This window comes from Yokenella regensburgei (genome assembly GCF_051486985.1).
Lineage (GTDB): Bacteria > Pseudomonadota > Gammaproteobacteria > Enterobacterales > Enterobacteriaceae > CBFFRJ01.
Window position 1 is genome coordinate 209549 of the sequence record NZ_JAHVDV010000002.1, and the last position, 17289, is coordinate 226837.

A 17289-nucleotide genomic window follows, 5' to 3' on the forward strand; every position below is an offset into this window, starting at 1 on the left:
GGCCCCCTATGATTTATCCTGATGAAACCATGCTTTATGCACCCATTGACTGGCAGGACTGTTCCGGAGAATTTAGCGATATCCGTTATCATAAATCGGCTGACGGCATCGCCAGAATCACTATAAATCGCCCGCAGGTGCGTAACGCGTTTCGTCCGTTGACCGTCAAAGAGATGATTCAGGCGCTCTCGGATGCGCGTTATGACGATGATATCGGCGTCATCATCCTGACCGGGGAGGGTGATCAGGCCTTCTGTTCCGGTGGTGATCAGAAGGTGCGCGGCGATTACGGCGGATACAAAGACGACTCCGGGGTACATCATCTGAACGTGCTCGATTTCCAGCGCCAGATCCGCACCTGCCCTAAACCCGTTGTCGCTGCGGTGGCCGGTTATTCCATTGGTGGCGGTCATGTCCTGCACATGATGTGTGACCTGACTATTGCCGCTGAGAATGCCATTTTCGGCCAGACGGGGCCAAAAGTCGGCTCCTTTGACGGCGGCTGGGGCGCCTCTTACATGGCCCGTATCGTGGGGCAGAAGAAAGCCCGAGAGATCTGGTTCCTCTGTCGTCAGTACAATGCCAAAGAAGCGCTGGAGATGGGGCTGGTTAACACGGTGGTGCCGGTGGCTGAGCTGGAACGCGAAACCGTGCGCTGGTGTCGTGAAATGCTGCAAAACAGCCCAATGGCCTTACGCTGTCTGAAAGCGGCCCTCAATGCAGATTGTGATGGCCAGGCAGGACTTCAGGAGCTGGCGGGCAATGCCACCATGCTGTTTTACATGACAGAAGAAGGGCAGGAAGGCCGTAACGCGTTTAACGAAAAACGCCAGCCTGACTTCAGTAAATTCAAACGGAATCCGTAATGCGTGAGGTGCAGGTATACCGCTGGCAGATACCGATGGACGCGGGCGTGGTGCTGCGTGAGCGGAGGCTGAAAACGCGTGATGGGCTCTTTGTACAACTCCAGGATGGCGCGAGCGAAGGCTGGGGAGAGATAGCCCCTTTGCCCGGCTTCAGCCAGGAGTCACTGGAAGAGGCCACATCCGCGACTCTTGCCTGGGTGAAAGCCTGGCAAGCCGGCGAGGAGCCGGCACTGCCGGGTCTGCCCGCTGCCGATTTTGGTATCAGTTGTGCGCTGGCAGAACTGCACAATACCCTACCCGAGACTGCTGATTACCGCGCGGCGATGCTGTGCACCGGCGATCCGGATGCGCTCTTTGCTGCGCTGGCGGCATTGCCTGGCGCGAAAGTGGCAAAAATGAAAGTCGGACTCTATGAAGCCGTACGCGACGGAATGGTGGTGAATCTGATGCTGGAGGCCATTCCGGACTTACAGCTGAGACTTGATGCCAATCGCGCCTGGACCCCGCTTAAAGCCCGGCAGTTCGCAAAATACGTCAGTCCTGCCTGCCGCAATCGTATCGCGTTTCTGGAAGAGCCTTGCAGGACGCGGGAGGACTCCCGTGCGTTTGCGCAGGAAACCGGCATTGCGATAGCCTGGGATGAAAGCCTGCGGGACGACGATTTCAGTTTTGTAGCGGAAGCGGGCGTGCGCGCTGTGGTCATCAAACCGACCCTGACGGGAAGCCTGGAAAAAGTACAGGCGCAGGTGGTGGCGGCGACGCAACTGGGCCTGGAGGTGGTCATCAGCTCCTCGCTTGAGTCAAGTCTGGGCCTGACGCAGCTTGCCCGTATTGCCGCCTGGTTAACGCCGGGCAGCATCCCCGGACTCGACACGTTGAGCATCATGCAGACCCAACTGCTGCGTCGCTGGCCTGACAGTCCGTTGCCCTGTCAGCAGCGTGAGGCGCTGGAGCCGTTACTATGAACTTCAGCGACTGGCCGTGGCGTCACTGGCGAGCCCAGCGGGGGGAGGCCACAGCACTTCGTCTGCACGAAGAGTCAATGAGCTGGGTGGCGTTATGTGAACAGGTTGATGCCCTGGCCTGCGGTTTTGCTGCGCAGGGGATTGAGCCTGGCGACGGTGTGATGCTGCGTGCGAAAAATCATCCGCGGACCCTTCTGGCGTGGCTGGCATTGTTGCAGTGTGGTGCGCGTGTGCTGCCCATTAACCCTCAACTTCCTGATGCATTGCTTCGGGAGCTGTTGCCCTCTCTGACGCTGCGTTTTGCCCTGGATCTTACGGGGGAGATCGGCTGGCCTGGGCTGACCTCCCTCGACTGGCGCTTAATACCCGGCCGATATGACGCGGGCTGGCAACCAGAGCGACTGGCATCCATGACGCTCACCTCAGGCTCGACGGGATTACCGAAAGCGGCAGTGCACCATTGCCGCGCACACCTTGCCAGTGCGCAGGGGGTGCTCTCGTTAATTCCTTTTGTAGAGGGGGATGACTGGCTGTTATCCCTGCCGCTGTTTCATGTTTCCGGGCAGGGAATACTCTGGCGCTGGCTCCTGGCCGGTGCAAGGCTGACGGTCTCGGAAAGGCCACTGGCTGAGGCGTTACAGGGGTGCACCCATGCGTCACTGGTGCCGACACAACTCTGGCGCTTGCTTAACGACGGCGCATCCGTGAGCCTCAAAGCGGTCCTGCTGGGAGGCGCGTCCATTCCTGTCGACCTGACGCATCACGCCCTGGAGCGGGGGATCAGCACATGGTGCGGCTACGGGTTAACGGAATTTGCCTCAACCGTCTGTGCGAAAGCGGCAGACGGGGGAGCCGACGTCGGCTTCGCCCTTCCGGGTCGGGAGGTTCGCATTGTCGACAATGAAGTCTGGCTACGTGCCAGCAGTATGGCCTCAGGTTATTGGCGTGACGGGGCGCTACAGCCCATCACCAATCAGAGCGGCTGGTTTGCCACCCGCGATCGGGGCATGCTGACAGAGGGGCGGCTGACGATTTCAGGACGGCTGGATAACCTCTTTTTCAGCGGCGGTGAAAGCGTGCAGCCCGAGGAGGTTGAGCGGGTTCTCTGCGCGTATCCTCATGTCCGCCAGGTGTTTGTCGCCCCTATTGATGACCGGGAGTTTGGTCAGCGCCCGGTGGCCGTTGTGCAGGGGAACGCGCTGTTGGAGCTTCATGACCTTGAGCGCTGGTCTCGGGACAAGCTGGCCCGTTTTCAGCAACCGGTGAAGTGGCTTACCCTGCCTGACGATCTCCTTCAGGGGGGCATAAAAATCTCCCGCCGGGCGTTGCAGAACTGGGTGGCGGTTCAGGTCAACGGATGATTTTGCCTGGCACACTCCTGATTGTTGAGGCTGAGTGGGCCGCGAAAAAAGGGTCACTATGGCGGGCATAAAGAAGGGCTGGCACCGGTTCAGCCCTTGTGTGCCAGATAACCGGCCTTAGAGCACGCCTTTAAGCGCCAGGGTTTGACGGGTGGCAACGTTCAGATCGTAATTCGCTAAATCAGCCGGAGCGACCCAGGCAAACGCCTGAAACTCTTCATTGAGCGTAATATCGCGGTTTGCACTGACGCAGTCGAAGATCAGATAAAGCATATGAATTTCCTCTTTACTGCCGTCAGCGTAGGTTTTCAGGCGCACATCATCGCGAAACGTCCACGGGGTTATACTTTCCAGCACAATGTTGCCCCCCAGTTCTTCGCGGATCTCACGGCGTAACGCCTCTTCAATCCTTTCACCGGGTTCAACGCCGCCGCCCGAAAGCGCCCATTGTCCGGGAAACACGCCACGATCGTCGGCCATTTTGCAGAGCAAATAGTCGCCATTATTTTGAATCAGCGGGCACACAATGGTTCTCTGTCGCATCGTCTTATCCTTATCCACACGCAGTGAAAGGGTTATACCATTTACCGACTGATTATGCAGTTCATGCCATGAAAAGAATAAAAATCAGCAATTGGTGTAACAATTCATTTTTAGTTCGCTCCCGACGAAAAAAAAGATCGTACAATCAGCCGCTTTGATTGTTAGATCCTTTTTGCGCGGAATATGGAAATGAAAAAATTAGCTTTTATGGCCCTGGCGGCATCTCTTTTGGTATCAACGGGGGCAAACGCAATCAGTCTGAGCGGACAGGTAGGCGAGCATTACACCAACCTTGGCGTAGGCATGGGGACGGAAAGCAGCGGTCTGGCACTGAGCGGCAACTGGGCGCATAACGACAACGATGGCGATATTGCTGGCCTGGGTCTCGGGTTTAATCTTCCGCTTGGCCCGTTTATGGGCACTGTCGGTGGAAAAGGGGTCTATCTCAACCCTAATGAAGGCAGCGAAGGCTATGCCGCCGCGGTCGGTGGCGGTCTGGCATGGCAGGTCACTGACAGCTTCCGCTTGTTTGGTGAGTATTACTACTCCCCGGACTCTCTCTCCAGCGGCGTGGATGATTACAAAGAAGCGAATGCAGGCGCACGCTTTACTATTCTGCGCCCGCTGAGTATTGAAGCCGGTTACCGTTATGTCGAACTGACAGGCAAAGACGGCAAACGCGACAGCACCGTGGCTGACGGTCCGTACGTCGGCGTCAACGCGAGCTTCTGATGGCTTTTTCTGGCGCGACCTTCGTTGCGCCAGTTTCTTCCCGCCTTTCCCTCACCCATGCGTTATAGTATTTCGACCGCTATTGCAGGAGAAAATAATGTTAAATGTGGAGATGCTGTCAACCGGCGATGAAGTGCTGCATGGGCAAATCGTGGATACTAATGCAGCCTGGCTGGCAGATTTTTTCTTTAATCAGGGCGTACCGCTCACCCGCCGTAACACCGTGGGAGACAACCTGAATGACCTGGTGGCCATCCTGCGCGAGCGCAGTGAACATGCCGATATCCTTATCGTAAACGGTGGCTTAGGCCCGACCAGCGACGATCTCAGCGCGCTTGCCGCTGCCACTGCTAAAGGGGAGTCACTCGTTATGCACCAAGAGTGGCTTACCCACATGGAGCGGTTCTTCAGCGAACGTGGCCGCGTGATGGCACCGAGCAACCGTAAGCAGGCCGAAATTCCCGCCAGCGCAGAGCTTGTGGATAATCCGGTCGGGACTGCCTGTGGTTTTGCCGTCCAGCTTAACCGCTGCCTGATGTTCTTTACACCCGGCGTACCTTCAGAATTTAAGGTGATGGTCGAGCAGGAGATTTTGCCCCGTATTCGAGCCCGCTTCACGCTACCTGCGCCGCCGGTTTGCCTGCGCCTGACCACCTTTGGCCGCTCAGAAAGCGACCTTGCGCAAAATCTGGCGCATCTCGCCTTACCGCAAGGGGTGGTCATGGGCTATCGCTCTTCCATGCCCATCATTGAGCTAAAACTTACCGGACCTGCGGAACATAAGCAGGCAATGGACGCCTTGTGGCCTGAAGTCAAACGGGTTGCCGGTGAAAGTCTTATTTTCGAAGGCACGGAAGGGTTGCCTGCGCTTATTGCCCGGCATTTGCGTGAGCGCCAGTTGAGTCTGACAGTGAGCGAACAATTTACGGCTGGACTGGTGGCGCTGCAGCTTTCCCGCGCCGGCGCACCGTTGTTGGTCAGTGAGGTGCTTCCCTCACAGGATGAAGCCCTGCTGCAGGCAGCACGCTGGGCAGCGGGCCTGCGCGACCGGCATCTTGCAGGCCTGGCGTTAACCGTGACGGGGCTTGAGGAGGAATATCTGAATTTTGCCCTGGCGACACCCGAAGGCACTCATGCGTTGCGCGTGAAGTTCAACACCAACCGACATAGCCTGGCGGTGCGTCAGGAGGTGTGCGCGATGATGGCGCTGAACATGTTGCGCCGCTGGTTACTGGGTAAAGATCTCACCAGTGAGCATGGATGGGTTAACGTCGTCGACACGCTGACGGTGGAATAATTTGTTCTTAAAGGGAGGTTTACTTGACCTCCCTCATTTTTTGTCCAGCCGGTTGTACTCATCGTAAAAAAATCTGTGTGGCCTCTCACAAATCTTCTCATGATTTTGTGCAAAGGGTCAGACAGTCCACGCTTCATGACGTGCTTCACAAAATTCTCCGCGCCAGGCCGCAACACTGATTCCAATCCCTGAGACCGGAGTCCAGTATGTTGGAATCAAGTAAAGTCCCGGCACTTACCCGTGCCATTCAAATACTTAATCTTATTGCCAGCGTAGGGCCCTGTAGCGCGGCAACCATTATTGAAAAAACCGGCATCCCCAAAAGTACGGCGTATCTGCTTCTTGGCGAATTAAAAAAAGAGCGGCTGCTGCGCACGGACAGCCAGGATAATTTTTGCCTGTGGACAAAGCTGGTTGAACTTGCCGGACAGGCGCTCAGCAAAATGGATCTTCGCGAAATTGCTCGTCCTCGCCTGACTCGTCTCATGGACGAGACCGGGCTGCTCTGCCACCTGGGTATTATCGATAACGCCAACGCCTATTACATTCTCAAAATAGAGTCTTCCTCAACCATCAGTGTGCGTTCCCACGAAGGCAAAAGTCTCTCCCTTCACCGTTCAGGTATCGGGAAATGTCTGCTGGCCTGGCAATCTCCCGTGGTGCGCGATGAGATCATTCAAAAGCTTGAGTGGGAAAAAACCACCCCAACGACGATTAGCGGGCCAGAAGCCCTGCAGAATGAGTTACTGCGCATTCGCGCCTGCGGCTGGAGCTATGACAACGGGGAAGATTATCCCGACGTCCGCTGTGTCGCTGCTCCCGTTTTTAACGCCAGTGACACACTCACCGCAGCCATCTCTGTCGTCGGTACCTGCCTGCAAATTAATGAAGATAACCGGGACTATCTCGCCGGTAAGGCCATCGCCTGCGCGAAAGATATTTCCCGTCTGTTGGGGTGGATGAGCCCCTTCGAAAAACAAGCCTCATAACAAGGAGAACATCATGACCCTACCGAAAATTAAACATGTCCGCGCCTGGTTTACCGGCGGAGCCACGGCTGAAAAAGGCGCAGGCGGCGGTGATTATCATGACCAGGGGGCAGATCACTGGATTGACAGTCATATTGCGACCCCCATGAGTAAATACAAAGAGTATGAGCAGTCCCGTCAGTCTTTTGGCATTAATGTACTCGGTACGCTGATAGTGGAGGTGGAGGCTGAAAACGGTCAGACCGGCTTTGCCGTCACCACCGCTGGCGAGATGGGCTGTTTCATCGTTGAAAAGCATCTCAACCGTTTTATCGAGGGCAAATGCGTCAGTGACATCAAGCTCATTCACGACCAGATGCTGGGGGCGACTTACTACTACGCGGGCTCCGGCGGCCTGGTAATGAACACGATTTCCTGTGTCGATCTGGCGCTCTGGGATCTGTTCGGCAAAGTCGTGGGGCTGCCGGTGTATAAACTTCTGGGCGGCGCAGTGCGCGAAGAAATACAGTTCTACGCCACCGGTGCACGACCGGATTTAGCCAAAGAGATGGGCTTCATCGGCGGTAAAATGCCTACCCACTGGGGACCGCACGACGGGGATGCAGGGATCCGCAAAGATGCGGCGATGGTGGCGGAATACCGTGAAAAATGCGGTGAAGACTTCTGGCTGATGCTCGATTGCTGGATGAGTCAGGACGTGAACTACGCGACAAAACTGGCCCACGCCTGTGCGCCGTACAACCTCAAATGGATTGAAGAGTGTCTGCCGCCGCAGCAATACGAAGGCTACCGTGAACTCAAACGTAATGCGCCAGCCGGCATGATGGTGACCAGCGGCGAGCACCACGGCACCCTGCAATCATTTCGGACGCTGTCGGAGACCGGCATCGACATCATGCAGCCGGACGTCGGCTGGTGTGGCGGGTTGACCACGCTTGTGGAGATAGCCGCCATTGCCAAGGCGCGTGGGCAGCTGGTGGTGCCGCACGGTTCTTCCGTCTATTCCCACCACGCGGTGATCACCTTCACCAATACGCCGTTCAGTGAGTTTTTAATGACCAGTCCGGACTGCGCCACCCTGCGTCCGCAGTTCGATCCCATCCTGCTCGATGAACCGGTGCCGGAGAAGGGCCGTATTCATAAATCCGTGCTCGATAAACCCGGGTTTGGCGTTGAACTCAACCGCGACTGCAACCTGAAGCGTCCTTACAGCCATTAATGTTCATCTGCCGCGCCCTGTCGCGCGGCGGGCGTCCAAGGAATCATTCATGAACACGACCTTGCTTGCCAGCGTGGTGAAGAAAAACCGCGCCCGTTTGATCCCGTTTATGCTGATGCTGTATGTGCTTGCGTTTCTCGATCGCTCCAACATTGGTTTTGCGAAAGAGACTTACCAGATTGATACCGGCTTGAGTAATGAAGCCTATGCCCTGGGGGCGGGGATCTTTTTTGTTGTTTATGCCTTTTTAGGGGTGCCGGCGAACCTGCTGATGCGCAAATTTGGCGCCCGCTACTGGATTGGCGGTACCACGCTGTTGTGGGGATTTTTGTCTGCGGCAATGGCATGGGCGGATACCGAAGCGAAGTTTTTACTGGTACGCACGTTGTTAGGCGCTGCCGAAGCCGGTTTCTTCCCCGGTATGATCTACCTGACCTCCCAGTGGTTCCCCCAGCGTAACCGGGCCAGCATCATGGGGCTGTTTTATATGGGGGCACCGCTGGCCCTGACGCTCGGATCGCCGCTCTCTGGTGCACTGCTTGAGATGCACGGCTTTATGGGGCACCCCGGCTGGTTCTGGATGTTCCTGATTGAGGGGCTGCTCGCGGTGGGCGCGGGGATCTTCACCTTCTACTGGCTGGACGATACACCGGAACAGGCCCGCTTTCTGACTGCCGATGAAAAAGAGGTGCTAACCCGGCAGCTTGCCTCTGAAGAGGAGACCAAAGTCACCTCGCGTCTCTCTGATGCATTACGTAACGGGCGGGTGTGGCAACTGGCGATTATCTATATGACGATTCAGGTGGCGGTCTATGGGCTTATCTTCTTCCTGCCCACCCAGGTGGCGGCATTACTGGGCACCAAAGTTGGCTTTACCGCCTCGGTAGTGACGGCCATTCCCTGGGTTGCCGCACTGTTCGGCACCTGGCTTATTCCCCGTTACTCCGACAAAACCGGTGAGCGTCGCAACATCGCCGCCTTCACCCTGCTGGCCGCCGGACTGGGAATCGGTATCTCGGGACTGGTCTCACCGGTGCTGGCAATCCTCGCCCTGTGCGTAGCCGCCGTGGGATTTATTGCGGTACAGCCGGTCTTCTGGACCATGCCCACCCAGCTGTTATCCGGCACGGCGCTGGCGGCGGGGATTGGATTTGTGAACCTCTTTGGCGCAGTGGGTGGATTTCTGGCGCCCATTATCCGGGTTAAAGCCGAAACCATGTTTGCCAGCAGCGCTGCCGGGCTGCTGACGCTGGCTGCCGTCGCCATTGCGGGGTCGCTGATCATTTTCACATTAAGCGTGACGCGTCAGGTGGCGCAGCACAACGCGCATCAATAGAGAAGGACACGTAAATGAATGCAGAGGCGATTTTATCTAACCCCTTTAAAGCCGGGTTGCGTAAGGGTGAGACCCAGATTGGATTGTGGCTCAGCTCAACATCCTCCTATATGGCAGAGATAGCGGCGACCTCCGGCTACGACTGGCTGTTAATTGATGGGGAACATGCGCCCAACACCGTTCAGGATCTTTATCACCAGCTGCAGGCCATTGCCCCGTATGCCAGCCAGCCGGTGATTCGCCCGGTGGAAGGAGACCGGGCACTGATTAAACAGGTGCTGGATATCGGCGCAAGAACGCTGCTTATTCCTATGGTGGACAGCGCGCAGCAGGCGCGGGATATCGTGGCGGCCACACGTTATCCCCCGGAGGGAGTGAGAGGTGTCGGGGCTGGCGTCGCCCGCGCGGCACGCTGGGGGCGGGTTGAACGCTATATGGCACGTGCCAATGAGGAGCTTTGCCTGCTGATTCAGGTAGAGAGCAAACTGGCGCTGGAGAATCTCGATGAGATTTTGACGGTGGAGGGGATTGATGGGGTGTTTATCGGTCCGGCCGATCTCTCCGCCTCGCTGGGTTACCCTGATAACGCCGGTCATCCGGAGGTGCAACGCCTGATCCAGGATGCCCTGAAGCGTATTCGGGCAGCAGGAAAAGCAGCAGGTTTCCTGGCGGTGGATCCGCAGATGGCGCATCAGGCGCTGGCGTGGGGAGCGAACTTTGTCGCCGTCGGCGTCGATACCATGCTCTATACCGAAGCGCTGGATAATCGCCTTGCGCAGTTCAAAACTGTCGTCAGCCCGGCCGCGCAAAAAACGAGCTACTAAGCAACTTCCCGCCAGCGTCGTCGCTGGCGGGGTTAGCCTGGCGCAGCGCCTGAGCCAGCAGGGTGAAAGGGTGCTCGCAGCGTTTGCTGGTGGACATCTCAATCTGCCATTTACAGGTTTCGCAGTCGCAGACCACAAGATCAGCGCCGCTCTCTTCAATCTGGCGGAATAAAGGATCGCCGATGGCCTGAGAGGTAGGATAGTTCTCGCGTTTGAAGCCCCATGTGCCCGCGATACCGCAGCAACGAGAGTCCAGCACCGTCAGTTCAAGCCCTGGAATGCGTCGCAGCAGGTCAAGGGTGTAATGCGTCCAGCCCATTTTCTCCATATGGCAGGGGGTATGATAGACCACTTTTAAAGGCAGGGTGCGCAACGGTAATTCAGCCCCGTCCGCCAGTTTGCGCCAGACCCAGCGGGTAGCCAGATCGATATGTGAGCGCAGATGCTCGTTATCCACCCCCAGCAAATGCGGGTATTCGTCTCGCAGCGTAAAGGTGCAGGTCGTGGAGGTGGCAATGATCGCTAAACCATCGTTATTCACGCGTTGTTCAATGGCCTGTAGATTAAATTCGGCCTGCTTTTTAGCTTTTTCGATATAGCCATTGGCGATAAGCGGCACGCCACAACATTTCTCTTTTTCCAGCAACTGCACGCCGATCCCCATCGCATTGAGCACCTTCAGCATGTCTTTACCCAACTGCGGGTTATTGTAGTTGACGTAACAGCCGTGGAAGAACGCCACCTGCTGAGTGAAGTTTTTCTGCTGTTCTGCGACCGAACGATACCAGCGGCGGAAGGTGCCGGTTGCATATTTTGGCAGCATGCGGCGATGGTCGATTTTCAGCGCCGCATCCAGCAACTGACGGACGGGTTTTAGCCCCGTAGCGGCATTAACCAGTGGAGCAAAGGGGGTGGACAGAGACCCCATCACGTCGGTGTGGCTGAGAATAGCGTTACGTAAGGAGCGCGTTCCGGGCGCATGTTTTGCTTTGGCGCGCTGAATGATGTCACCAATTTTCACCCCGGACGGACAGGCCGTTTCGCACCGTTTACAGTTGGTGCAATACTTTAGCGCCTCGTCGAACAGCGCCGGATCTTTCAGGCGCAGGCGTTCACCGTCGGGGCCGGATTGTTTTGGGCCGGGGTAGAGGGGATTGACCGCACTTACCGGGCAGACGGTGGTGCAGGCGGTGCATTTGATGCAGCTTTCAAACCGGGTGATTGTCATTTATTCTCTCCTGCAGCGCAGATTTCATCGGCAGCAAACAGGGCCGTAACGGCACAAACCCCGCCGCCGCACCCTTGTGCTATGGCATCAAATCCGCCCAGCACCGAGCCGATAACGTACAGATTCTCCACTTTCTCTCCACCACGCAGCCCGTGGAGCTTCTCGTCCGTCACTACGCCGAATTGCTGCCACGGCTGGGCATCAAAGAGATCGTCGCGGTACCACGTTTCACGTGCGCCATGTTCAAGCACATCGAGGTTAAACACGGCTTCACGTACCTTTGTGCGCTCCGCTATCAGGCCATTACTGAAGAAGCTGCCACTGGCAAGAACCACATGCGCTGCGGTGAGCGGAATGTCTTCATTTTTGCGCGTCCAGAGAGTGGTAACCCGGTTTTCTACCATGCTGGCATTCATCACCTCGTCGCCGGGCATCCAGGTGCCGCCACTGCGTACAAAACGCTGTTGCAGCAGGGTCTGCATTCGGGAGCCTGGCACCGAAGGCGGAAGGGTCGGCAGCAGGAATATCGGGCAAGAAAGTGACTGATTTAGCGCGGCAAAAACCTCACTGTTGGTCAGCCCAAAACAGGCTGGCAGATAGAGCATGTCGTAGCGGCGGCTAAGTGGGAGCAGGGCGCGATAGAGTTCATCGTAGTTGTCCGGATTATCGAGAACCCTGGCGATAGTCACTGAGCGAAACTCACTGGGGTTATCGCGAAGCCTGTCCAGCACTGGTAACTCTATCTCTTCTGCACTGGCATTGATGCCGTGGTCACGAAGCGAGGCGGCGATGAGCGATGGCTGAAAATCCAGAAAACCACTGATACCTGTCACGCCAATGGCGCTGCTGGTCGCCGGTTTAAGAGGCACTTCAACAGGGCTTAACCACGCCTGGCGAAAGGTCCCAAGGGGAGTAACACGCTGATGGGGCGCGTCGACATCGCCCTGAAGCGCGACACCGCACTCTGCCAGCAGGGTTTGGGCGAGTGTCGCGTAGTGATGGACACGTTGCGCGCCGAGCAGGGCATACGGGTGAGGAGTGTGCATGGCGCGCAGGGCGTTAACCGCATCATCTATCGCTTCCACCGGCTTACCGTCTGGCAGATGGGAGAGCAGATCGAGCGAGCCGGAGGAGAAGCTGAGGGCGCTCTGCCCACGGCTGACGATGGCACAGCGCTGGCCCTGTGCCTGCAAACGAATGCCGCACAGTAAACCGGCCAGCCCGCCGCCAATGATGACCGTATCAAACTTCATGAGATGACTCCTTCTCCAGCCCGCACAGTCCCTGATAAACCCAGCGGGTAAATTCGCTTTCGCGCAGCGCATCGCCCCAGGCGATGGGCTTCACCCCTTTCCAGCGCTCATTCAGAAATGCAGAAAGCTGTTGCAGTGACTGCGTGTCATGGGTGACCCGCAGACTGGCAAGCAGGCCCGCGGCGCGGCAGGCACATAGTTCGCCCTGGCAGGTGCCCATTCCCACGCGGGTACGGCGACGTAAATCCAGCAGGGAGGTGACGTTAAGATTTTCCACGGCATACCGGACCTCGCCCGCGGTCACCGCTTCGCATTCGCAGACCAGGCTACGGTTGTGACGATGGCTTCCCAGCCAGTCCGGGGTGCGGTCCCCGTGACGATAGACGACTGAACCACGTAGCGGAACGGGCAGAGAGATAATCCTCTCCAGCGTTTTTTCCGTGGGTTGTTGGGAGCCAGGCAGAGGGGTTATCGCCGTGGTACAGGCGGCGCTGTGATTGAGTTTGCGGCAGACCGCGTCGGTTGCCCACTCCGCCATTAGCCGGTATGTCATCAGCTTGCCGCCGGTTATGGTAATAAACCCTTCCATACCGTCACGCGCAGCGTGATCGAGCAGAACAATGCCGCGACTGACGTTACGTCCGGTTGGATCATCATCACTGGCGACCAGCGGACGGACGCCGGCGTAGCCGCGCAGGATGCGCGTTTGCGCCATGCGGGGGGCCAGTTTCTCCCCTTCGCGCAGTAAAATATCCACCTCCTGCGGCGTGACCCGGGTGTTATCGATGTCCCGGTAATCAATGTGGGTGGAGGTGGTGCCAATCAGAGAAATAGTGTCGCCCGGTACCAGTATGTCGGCGTCAGCCGGTTTGCGGCAGCGGTTAATCACTTGCTGATTGATGCGGTGATCGAGGATGAGTAAGGCACCCTTCGCCGGGAACATACGGATGCGCAGATCGGCGTATTCCGCAATCTGTTGCCCCCAAATCCCGGCAGCGTTCACCACCACCGGCGCATGCAGGGCATAAACGTCGTGAGACTGAGGGTGAAGCAGCTGCACGCCAGACACCCGGTCTCCGTGGCGAATCAGACCGCAGACCGCATGCCCGGTCAGGATCACTGCCCCATGTTCACGTGCATCGAGCATATTGCTGGCGGTCAGACGGAAGGGGTCGACGGTGCCGTCCGGTACGCGTACCGCGCCCGTCAGCGTCGGATTGACGCTGGGTTCAATGCGTATTGCTGCTTCAGGCGTAATGGCCTCTGCATTGATGCCTGCTTTCTGACAGGCAGCAATAAAGCGCTGCTGATACGCCATGTCATCTTCCGGCAGCGTGATGAACAGCCCGCCGGTCGGTTCAATGCAGTGGCTGGCAATACGTTTGAGGATCTGGTTTTCTGCGATGCACTCCCGTGCGGATTCGTTATCCGTCACTGCATAACGTGCGCCGCTGTGCAGTAAACCGTGGTTGCGGCCCGTTGCACCCGTGGCAATATCATGGCGTTCAACCAGCGCCGCCCGCAGACCCCGCAGGGCGCAGTCCCGGGCGATCCCGGCCCCGGTCGCCCCTGCGCCAATGATGATGACATCGAAGTCATTTACGTTGCTCATCGTCCAGTCCTTCCACCGCGAAATCATTTTTCACATTTAGCCACACTGGCACTGTGGTTTGTTTGATATCGCGCATATTCGAACAAAAAACGAAAATGAAAAGGACGTTTGCTGCGTGAACCTGGAGCTTTGTCATAATTCTGTAACATAAACAGCGACAGTTGCGTTTTTCTTATTAGACTTTCCTTACTATTAGGGCCGCAGAAACATACCGTAGTTTCGTTTTCACTCATGACAGTAATAAATAACGAGAAATACACGCCACGGAGGCTAATATGCTGAGTATTTTCAGACCTGAAGCGCATCGGGAGAGAGTTGCCCCTGCACACGTTGATCCTCTCTATCGACGCCTGCGATGGCAGATTTTCCTGGGCATTTTCTTTGGTTACGCTGCCTATTACCTGGTACGCAAAAACTTTGCTCTCGCGATGCCCTATCTGGTGGAGCAGGGGTTCTCCCGTGGGGATTTGGGGTTCGCGCTGTCCGGCATCTCCATTGCTTACGGATTTTCCAAGTTCATCATGGGCTCGGTGTCGGATCGCTCGAATCCGCGGGTATTTCTTCCGGCCGGATTGATTCTTGCCGCTGCCGTCATGCTGTTTATGGGCTTTGTGCCCTGGGCCACCTCCAGCATCGCTGTAATGTTTGTTCTGCTATTTTTGTGCGGCTGGTTTCAGGGCATGGGCTGGCCACCCTGCGGGCGCACCATGGTGCACTGGTGGTCGCAGAAGGAGCGCGGCGGGATAGTCTCTGTCTGGAACTGCGCGCACAATGTGGGCGGCGGTATTCCACCGCTGCTGTTCCTGCTGGGGATGGCCTGGTTTAACGACTGGCGGGCGGCACTTTATATGCCAGCATTCGGCGCGATCATCGTGGCGCTGTTTGCCTTTGCCATGATGCGTGACACGCCGCAGTCCTGTGGCTTGCCGCCGATTGAAGAGTACAAAAACGATTATCCGGACGATTACAGTGACAAAGCGGAAGAGGAGCTGACGGCGAAGCAGATCTTTATGCAGTACGTCTTCCCGAACCGTCTGCTGTGGTATATCGCCATCGCTAACGTATTCGTTTACCTGCTGCGTTACGGCATTCTTGACTGGTCACCCACCTATCTTAAAGAGGTTAAGCACTTCGCGCTGGATAAGTCCTCCTGGGCCTATTTCCTCTACGAATATGCCGGGATCCCTGGCACCTTACTCTGCGGCTGGATGTCCGATAAAGTGTTCCGGGGCAACCGTGGCGCGACAGGCGTCTTCTTTATGACGCTGGTGACCATTGCCACCGTGGTTTACTGGCTTAACCCGCCGGGCAATCCGCACGTGGACATGGCCTGTATGATTGTCATCGGCTTCCTGATTTACGGCCCGGTCATGCTGATTGGCCTGCATGCGCTTGAGCTGGCACCGAAAAAAGCGGCCGGAACGGCCGCAGGCTTTACCGGCCTGTTTGGCTACCTTGGCGGGTCGGTGGCGGCCAGCGCCATCGTCGGCTACACGGTCGACTTCTTCGGCTGGGACGGCGGCTTTATGGTGATGATCGGCGGCAGTATCCTGGCGGTGCTACTGCTGATAGTGGTCATGATCGGTGAGCGCAGACACCATGCGCAGGTAGCGACGAAGCGTCAGTAACGTCATAAAAAAGGGCCGAAAGGCCCTTTTTTACATCTCAATCTCAATATCGCCTTTTGCCCGGCAACAGCAGGGCAAAATTTCGTCCGGCTGGATGAAGGCCAGCGGTTCAGTCAGCCAGTCCACCTGGCCTGAGACCAGGCGGCAGCGGCACGAACCGCAATAGCCTTCACGACACTGATACTCTACCGTCACCCGGTGTGACTCCAGCGCCACCAGCAGAGAAGGGTGCTCTTCCTGACACTGAAGCTCAGTGCCCGTCAGACGCAGGGTTACGCGTGTCATCAGAGCTGGAAGTTGCTCAGATCGTCAGTATCGACTTCAGAGTCGATCTGGCCGACCAGATAGGAACTCACTTCCACTTCCTGTGGGGCAACCTGCACGTTGTCAGATACCAGCCAGGTGTTGATCCACGGAATGGGGTTAGAGCGGGTCTGGAACGGCAGATCCAGACCGACCGCCTGCATGCGGATATTAGTGATGTACTCAATGTACTGCCAGAGAATGTCTTTATTCAGGCCAATCATGGAGCCGTCGCGGAACAGGTATTCTGCCCACTCTTTTTCCTGCACGGCAGCCTGAACAAACAGGTCATAGCACTCCTGCTTGCACTCCTCGGCGATCTCCGCCATTTCCGGGTCGTCGGCCCCGGAACGCAGCAGGTTCAGCATATGCTGAGTGCCGGTCAGATGCAGGGCTTCATCACGGGCAATCAGACGGATGATTTTGGCGTTGCCTTCCATCAGCTCGCGCTCGGCAAAGGCGAAAGAGCAGGCGAAGCTAACGTAGAAGCGAATGGCTTCCAGGGCATTAACACTCATCAGGCACAGATAGAGTTGCTTTTTCAGCTCACGCAGGTTCACGGTCACGGTTTTACCGTTAACGGTATGCGTGCCTTCCCCCAGCAGATGCCAGTAGCTGGTCATCTCGATCAGCGAGTCGTAGTAATGGGCAATCCCTTCCGCACGTTTCTGGATCTGTTCATTCGTCACAATGTCATCAAAAACCACCGAGGGATCGTTGACGATGTTACGGATAATGTGGGTATAGGAGCGGGAGTGGATAGTCTCTGAGAAGGCCCAGGTCTCCACCCAGGTTTCCAGCTCGGGAATTGAGATCAGCGGCAGCAGCGCTACGTTCGGGCTACGACCCTGAATAGAGTCCAGCAGCGTCTGATATTTCAGGTTGCTGATGAAAATATGTTTTTCGTGATCCGGCAGCGCCTGGTAATCAATGCGGTCGCGGGAAACGTCCACTTCTTCCGGACGCCAGAAAAAGGAGAGTTGCTTTTCGATCAGCTTTTCGAAGATGTCATATTTTTGCTGATCGTAGCGCGCCACGTTCACCGGCTGACCGAAGAACATAGGTTCCAGCAGCTGATTATTTTTCGTCTGTGAAAAAGTGGTATAGGCCATTCGATGTGAGTCCTGTTATTG

15 protein-coding genes and 1 pseudogene are annotated in these 17289 nt (G+C 56.8%); 10 read left to right on the top strand and 6 right to left on the bottom strand.

Annotated features, from left to right (window positions below; translation table 11 throughout):
- The first annotated feature begins 8 nt into the window (after nucleotides 1-8).
- From menB to menE, 3 genes are read left to right on the top strand one after another with little or no spacing between them, the layout of a single operon-like run.
- The gene (menB, locus tag KXR87_RS02725; protein ID WP_437430732.1) at nucleotides 9-866 is read left to right on the top strand and encodes a 1,4-dihydroxy-2-naphthoyl-CoA synthase; all 858 of its coding nucleotides are present in this window, start codon (nucleotides 9-11) and stop codon (nucleotides 864-866) included.
- The gene (gene menC, locus KXR87_RS02730; RefSeq protein WP_437430733.1) at nucleotides 866-1831 is read left to right on the top strand and encodes an o-succinylbenzoate synthase; all 966 of its coding nucleotides are present in this window, start codon (nucleotides 866-868) and stop codon (nucleotides 1829-1831) included. Before menB ends, menC begins: the two co-directional genes overlap by 1 nt.
- Nucleotides 1828-3192, top strand: coding sequence for an o-succinylbenzoate--CoA ligase (gene menE / locus KXR87_RS02735; protein WP_437430734.1), 1365 nt, complete (start codon nucleotides 1828-1830; stop codon nucleotides 3190-3192). Before menC ends, menE begins: the two co-directional genes overlap by 4 nt.
- Nucleotides 3193-3309: 117 nt before the next feature.
- Here the strand turns inward: menE and nudI are convergent, their stop codons facing one another.
- Nucleotides 3310-3735: a nucleoside triphosphatase NudI gene (gene nudI, locus KXR87_RS02740; protein WP_437430735.1), complete on the bottom strand. Its 426-nt coding sequence runs from the start codon at nucleotides 3733-3735 to the stop codon at nucleotides 3310-3312.
- Between the two features lie 189 nt (nucleotides 3736-3924).
- Here nudI and KXR87_RS02745 point away from each other — a divergent pair, with 189 nt between their 5' ends.
- The 6 genes from KXR87_RS02745 (at nucleotide 3925) to yfaU (ending at nucleotide 10132) form a co-directional block, all read left to right on the top strand.
- On the top strand, nucleotides 3925-4467 hold the full coding sequence (locus KXR87_RS02745; protein ID WP_437430736.1) for a YfaZ family outer membrane protein: 543 nt from the start codon (nucleotides 3925-3927) through the stop codon (nucleotides 4465-4467).
- A gap of 97 nt (nucleotides 4468-4564) precedes the next feature.
- Nucleotides 4565-5764: a nicotinamide mononucleotide deamidase-related protein YfaY gene (locus KXR87_RS02750; RefSeq protein WP_437430737.1), complete on the top strand. Its 1200-nt coding sequence runs from the start codon at nucleotides 4565-4567 to the stop codon at nucleotides 5762-5764.
- A gap of 206 nt (nucleotides 5765-5970) precedes the next feature.
- Nucleotides 5971-6753: an IclR family transcriptional regulator gene (locus KXR87_RS02755; protein WP_437430738.1), complete on the top strand. Its 783-nt coding sequence runs from the start codon at nucleotides 5971-5973 to the stop codon at nucleotides 6751-6753.
- 13 nt (nucleotides 6754-6766) lie between these two features.
- The gene (rhmD, locus tag KXR87_RS02760; RefSeq protein WP_437430739.1) at nucleotides 6767-7972 is read left to right on the top strand and encodes an L-rhamnonate dehydratase; all 1206 of its coding nucleotides are present in this window, start codon (nucleotides 6767-6769) and stop codon (nucleotides 7970-7972) included.
- A gap of 49 nt (nucleotides 7973-8021) precedes the next feature.
- Nucleotides 8022-9308, top strand: a complete 1287-nt coding sequence (locus tag KXR87_RS02765) for an MFS transporter (RefSeq protein ID WP_437430740.1) — start codon at nucleotides 8022-8024, stop codon at nucleotides 9306-9308.
- A 14-nt stretch (nucleotides 9309-9322) separates the two neighbouring features.
- Entirely contained in the window at nucleotides 9323-10132 is an 810-nt protein-coding gene (yfaU, locus tag KXR87_RS02770; RefSeq protein WP_437430741.1) for a 2-keto-3-deoxy-L-rhamnonate aldolase, read from the top strand.
- A 43-nt stretch (nucleotides 10133-10175) separates the two neighbouring features.
- Here yfaU and glpC read toward each other — a convergent pair.
- The 3 genes and pseudogenes from glpC to glpA form a co-directional block, all read right to left on the bottom strand.
- Nucleotides 10176-11360 (bottom strand): annotated as a pseudogene (glpC, locus tag KXR87_RS02775) (anaerobic glycerol-3-phosphate dehydrogenase subunit GlpC); the annotation flags it as partial.
- Nucleotides 11357-12613, bottom strand: coding sequence for a glycerol-3-phosphate dehydrogenase subunit GlpB (gene glpB / locus KXR87_RS02780; RefSeq protein WP_437430742.1), 1257 nt, complete (start codon nucleotides 12611-12613; stop codon nucleotides 11357-11359). The pseudogene glpC and the gene glpB, both read right to left, overlap by 4 nt.
- Nucleotides 12603-14225: an anaerobic glycerol-3-phosphate dehydrogenase subunit A gene (gene glpA / locus KXR87_RS02785; protein ID WP_437430743.1), complete on the bottom strand. Its 1623-nt coding sequence runs from the start codon at nucleotides 14223-14225 to the stop codon at nucleotides 12603-12605. The genes glpB and glpA overlap by 11 nt, the downstream gene beginning before the upstream one ends.
- 275 nt (nucleotides 14226-14500) lie before the next feature.
- Here glpA and glpT point away from each other — a divergent pair, with 275 nt between their 5' ends.
- On the top strand, nucleotides 14501-15853 hold the full coding sequence (glpT, locus tag KXR87_RS02790) for a glycerol-3-phosphate transporter (RefSeq protein WP_437430744.1): 1353 nt from the start codon (nucleotides 14501-14503) through the stop codon (nucleotides 15851-15853).
- Nucleotides 15854-15883: 30 nt separating this feature from the next.
- Here the strand turns inward: glpT and yfaE are convergent, their stop codons facing one another.
- Complete coding sequence (gene yfaE, locus KXR87_RS02795; protein WP_437430745.1) at nucleotides 15884-16138, bottom strand: class I ribonucleotide reductase maintenance protein YfaE; 255 nt, start codon at nucleotides 16136-16138, stop codon at nucleotides 15884-15886.
- Nucleotides 16138-17268 (bottom strand): class Ia ribonucleoside-diphosphate reductase subunit beta, encoded by a 1131-nt coding sequence (nrdB, locus tag KXR87_RS02800; protein ID WP_437430746.1) that lies wholly within the window; start codon nucleotides 17266-17268, stop codon nucleotides 16138-16140. Before nrdB ends, yfaE begins: the two co-directional genes overlap by 1 nt.
- Between the last annotated feature and the right edge of the window lie 21 nt (nucleotides 17269-17289).

What these genes read in the sequence shown, in the direction of transcription:
- menB (WP_437430732.1), top strand. Translation starts at nt 9, where the DNA reads ATGATTTATCCTGATGAAACCATGCTTTATGCACCCATTGACTGGCAG.
- KXR87_RS02755 (WP_437430738.1), top strand. Translation starts at nt 5,971, where the DNA reads ATGTTGGAATCAAGTAAAGTCCCGGCACTTACCCGTGCCATTCAAATA.
- yfaU (WP_437430741.1), top strand. Translation starts at nt 9,323, where the DNA reads ATGAATGCAGAGGCGATTTTATCTAACCCCTTTAAAGCCGGGTTGCGT.
- menC (WP_437430733.1), top strand. Translation starts at nt 866, where the DNA reads ATGCGTGAGGTGCAGGTATACCGCTGGCAGATACCGATGGACGCGGGC.
- nudI (WP_437430735.1), bottom strand. Translation starts at nt 3,735, where the DNA reads ATGCGACAGAGAACCATTGTGTGCCCGCTGATTCAAAATAATGGCGAC.
- KXR87_RS02765 (WP_437430740.1), top strand. Translation starts at nt 8,022, where the DNA reads ATGAACACGACCTTGCTTGCCAGCGTGGTGAAGAAAAACCGCGCCCGT.
- glpT (WP_437430744.1), top strand. Translation starts at nt 14,501, where the DNA reads ATGCTGAGTATTTTCAGACCTGAAGCGCATCGGGAGAGAGTTGCCCCT.
- rhmD (WP_437430739.1), top strand. Translation starts at nt 6,767, where the DNA reads ATGACCCTACCGAAAATTAAACATGTCCGCGCCTGGTTTACCGGCGGA.
- nrdB (WP_437430746.1), bottom strand. Translation starts at nt 17,268, where the DNA reads ATGGCCTATACCACTTTTTCACAGACGAAAAATAATCAGCTGCTGGAA.
- glpB (WP_437430742.1), bottom strand. Translation starts at nt 12,613, where the DNA reads ATGAAGTTTGATACGGTCATCATTGGCGGCGGGCTGGCCGGTTTACTG.
- menE (WP_437430734.1), top strand. Translation starts at nt 1,828, where the DNA reads ATGAACTTCAGCGACTGGCCGTGGCGTCACTGGCGAGCCCAGCGGGGG.
- KXR87_RS02745 (WP_437430736.1), top strand. Translation starts at nt 3,925, where the DNA reads ATGAAAAAATTAGCTTTTATGGCCCTGGCGGCATCTCTTTTGGTATCA.
- yfaE (WP_437430745.1), bottom strand. Translation starts at nt 16,138, where the DNA reads ATGACACGCGTAACCCTGCGTCTGACGGGCACTGAGCTTCAGTGTCAG.
- glpA (WP_437430743.1), bottom strand. Translation starts at nt 14,225, where the DNA reads ATGAGCAACGTAAATGACTTCGATGTCATCATCATTGGCGCAGGGGCG.
- KXR87_RS02750 (WP_437430737.1), top strand. Translation starts at nt 4,565, where the DNA reads ATGTTAAATGTGGAGATGCTGTCAACCGGCGATGAAGTGCTGCATGGG.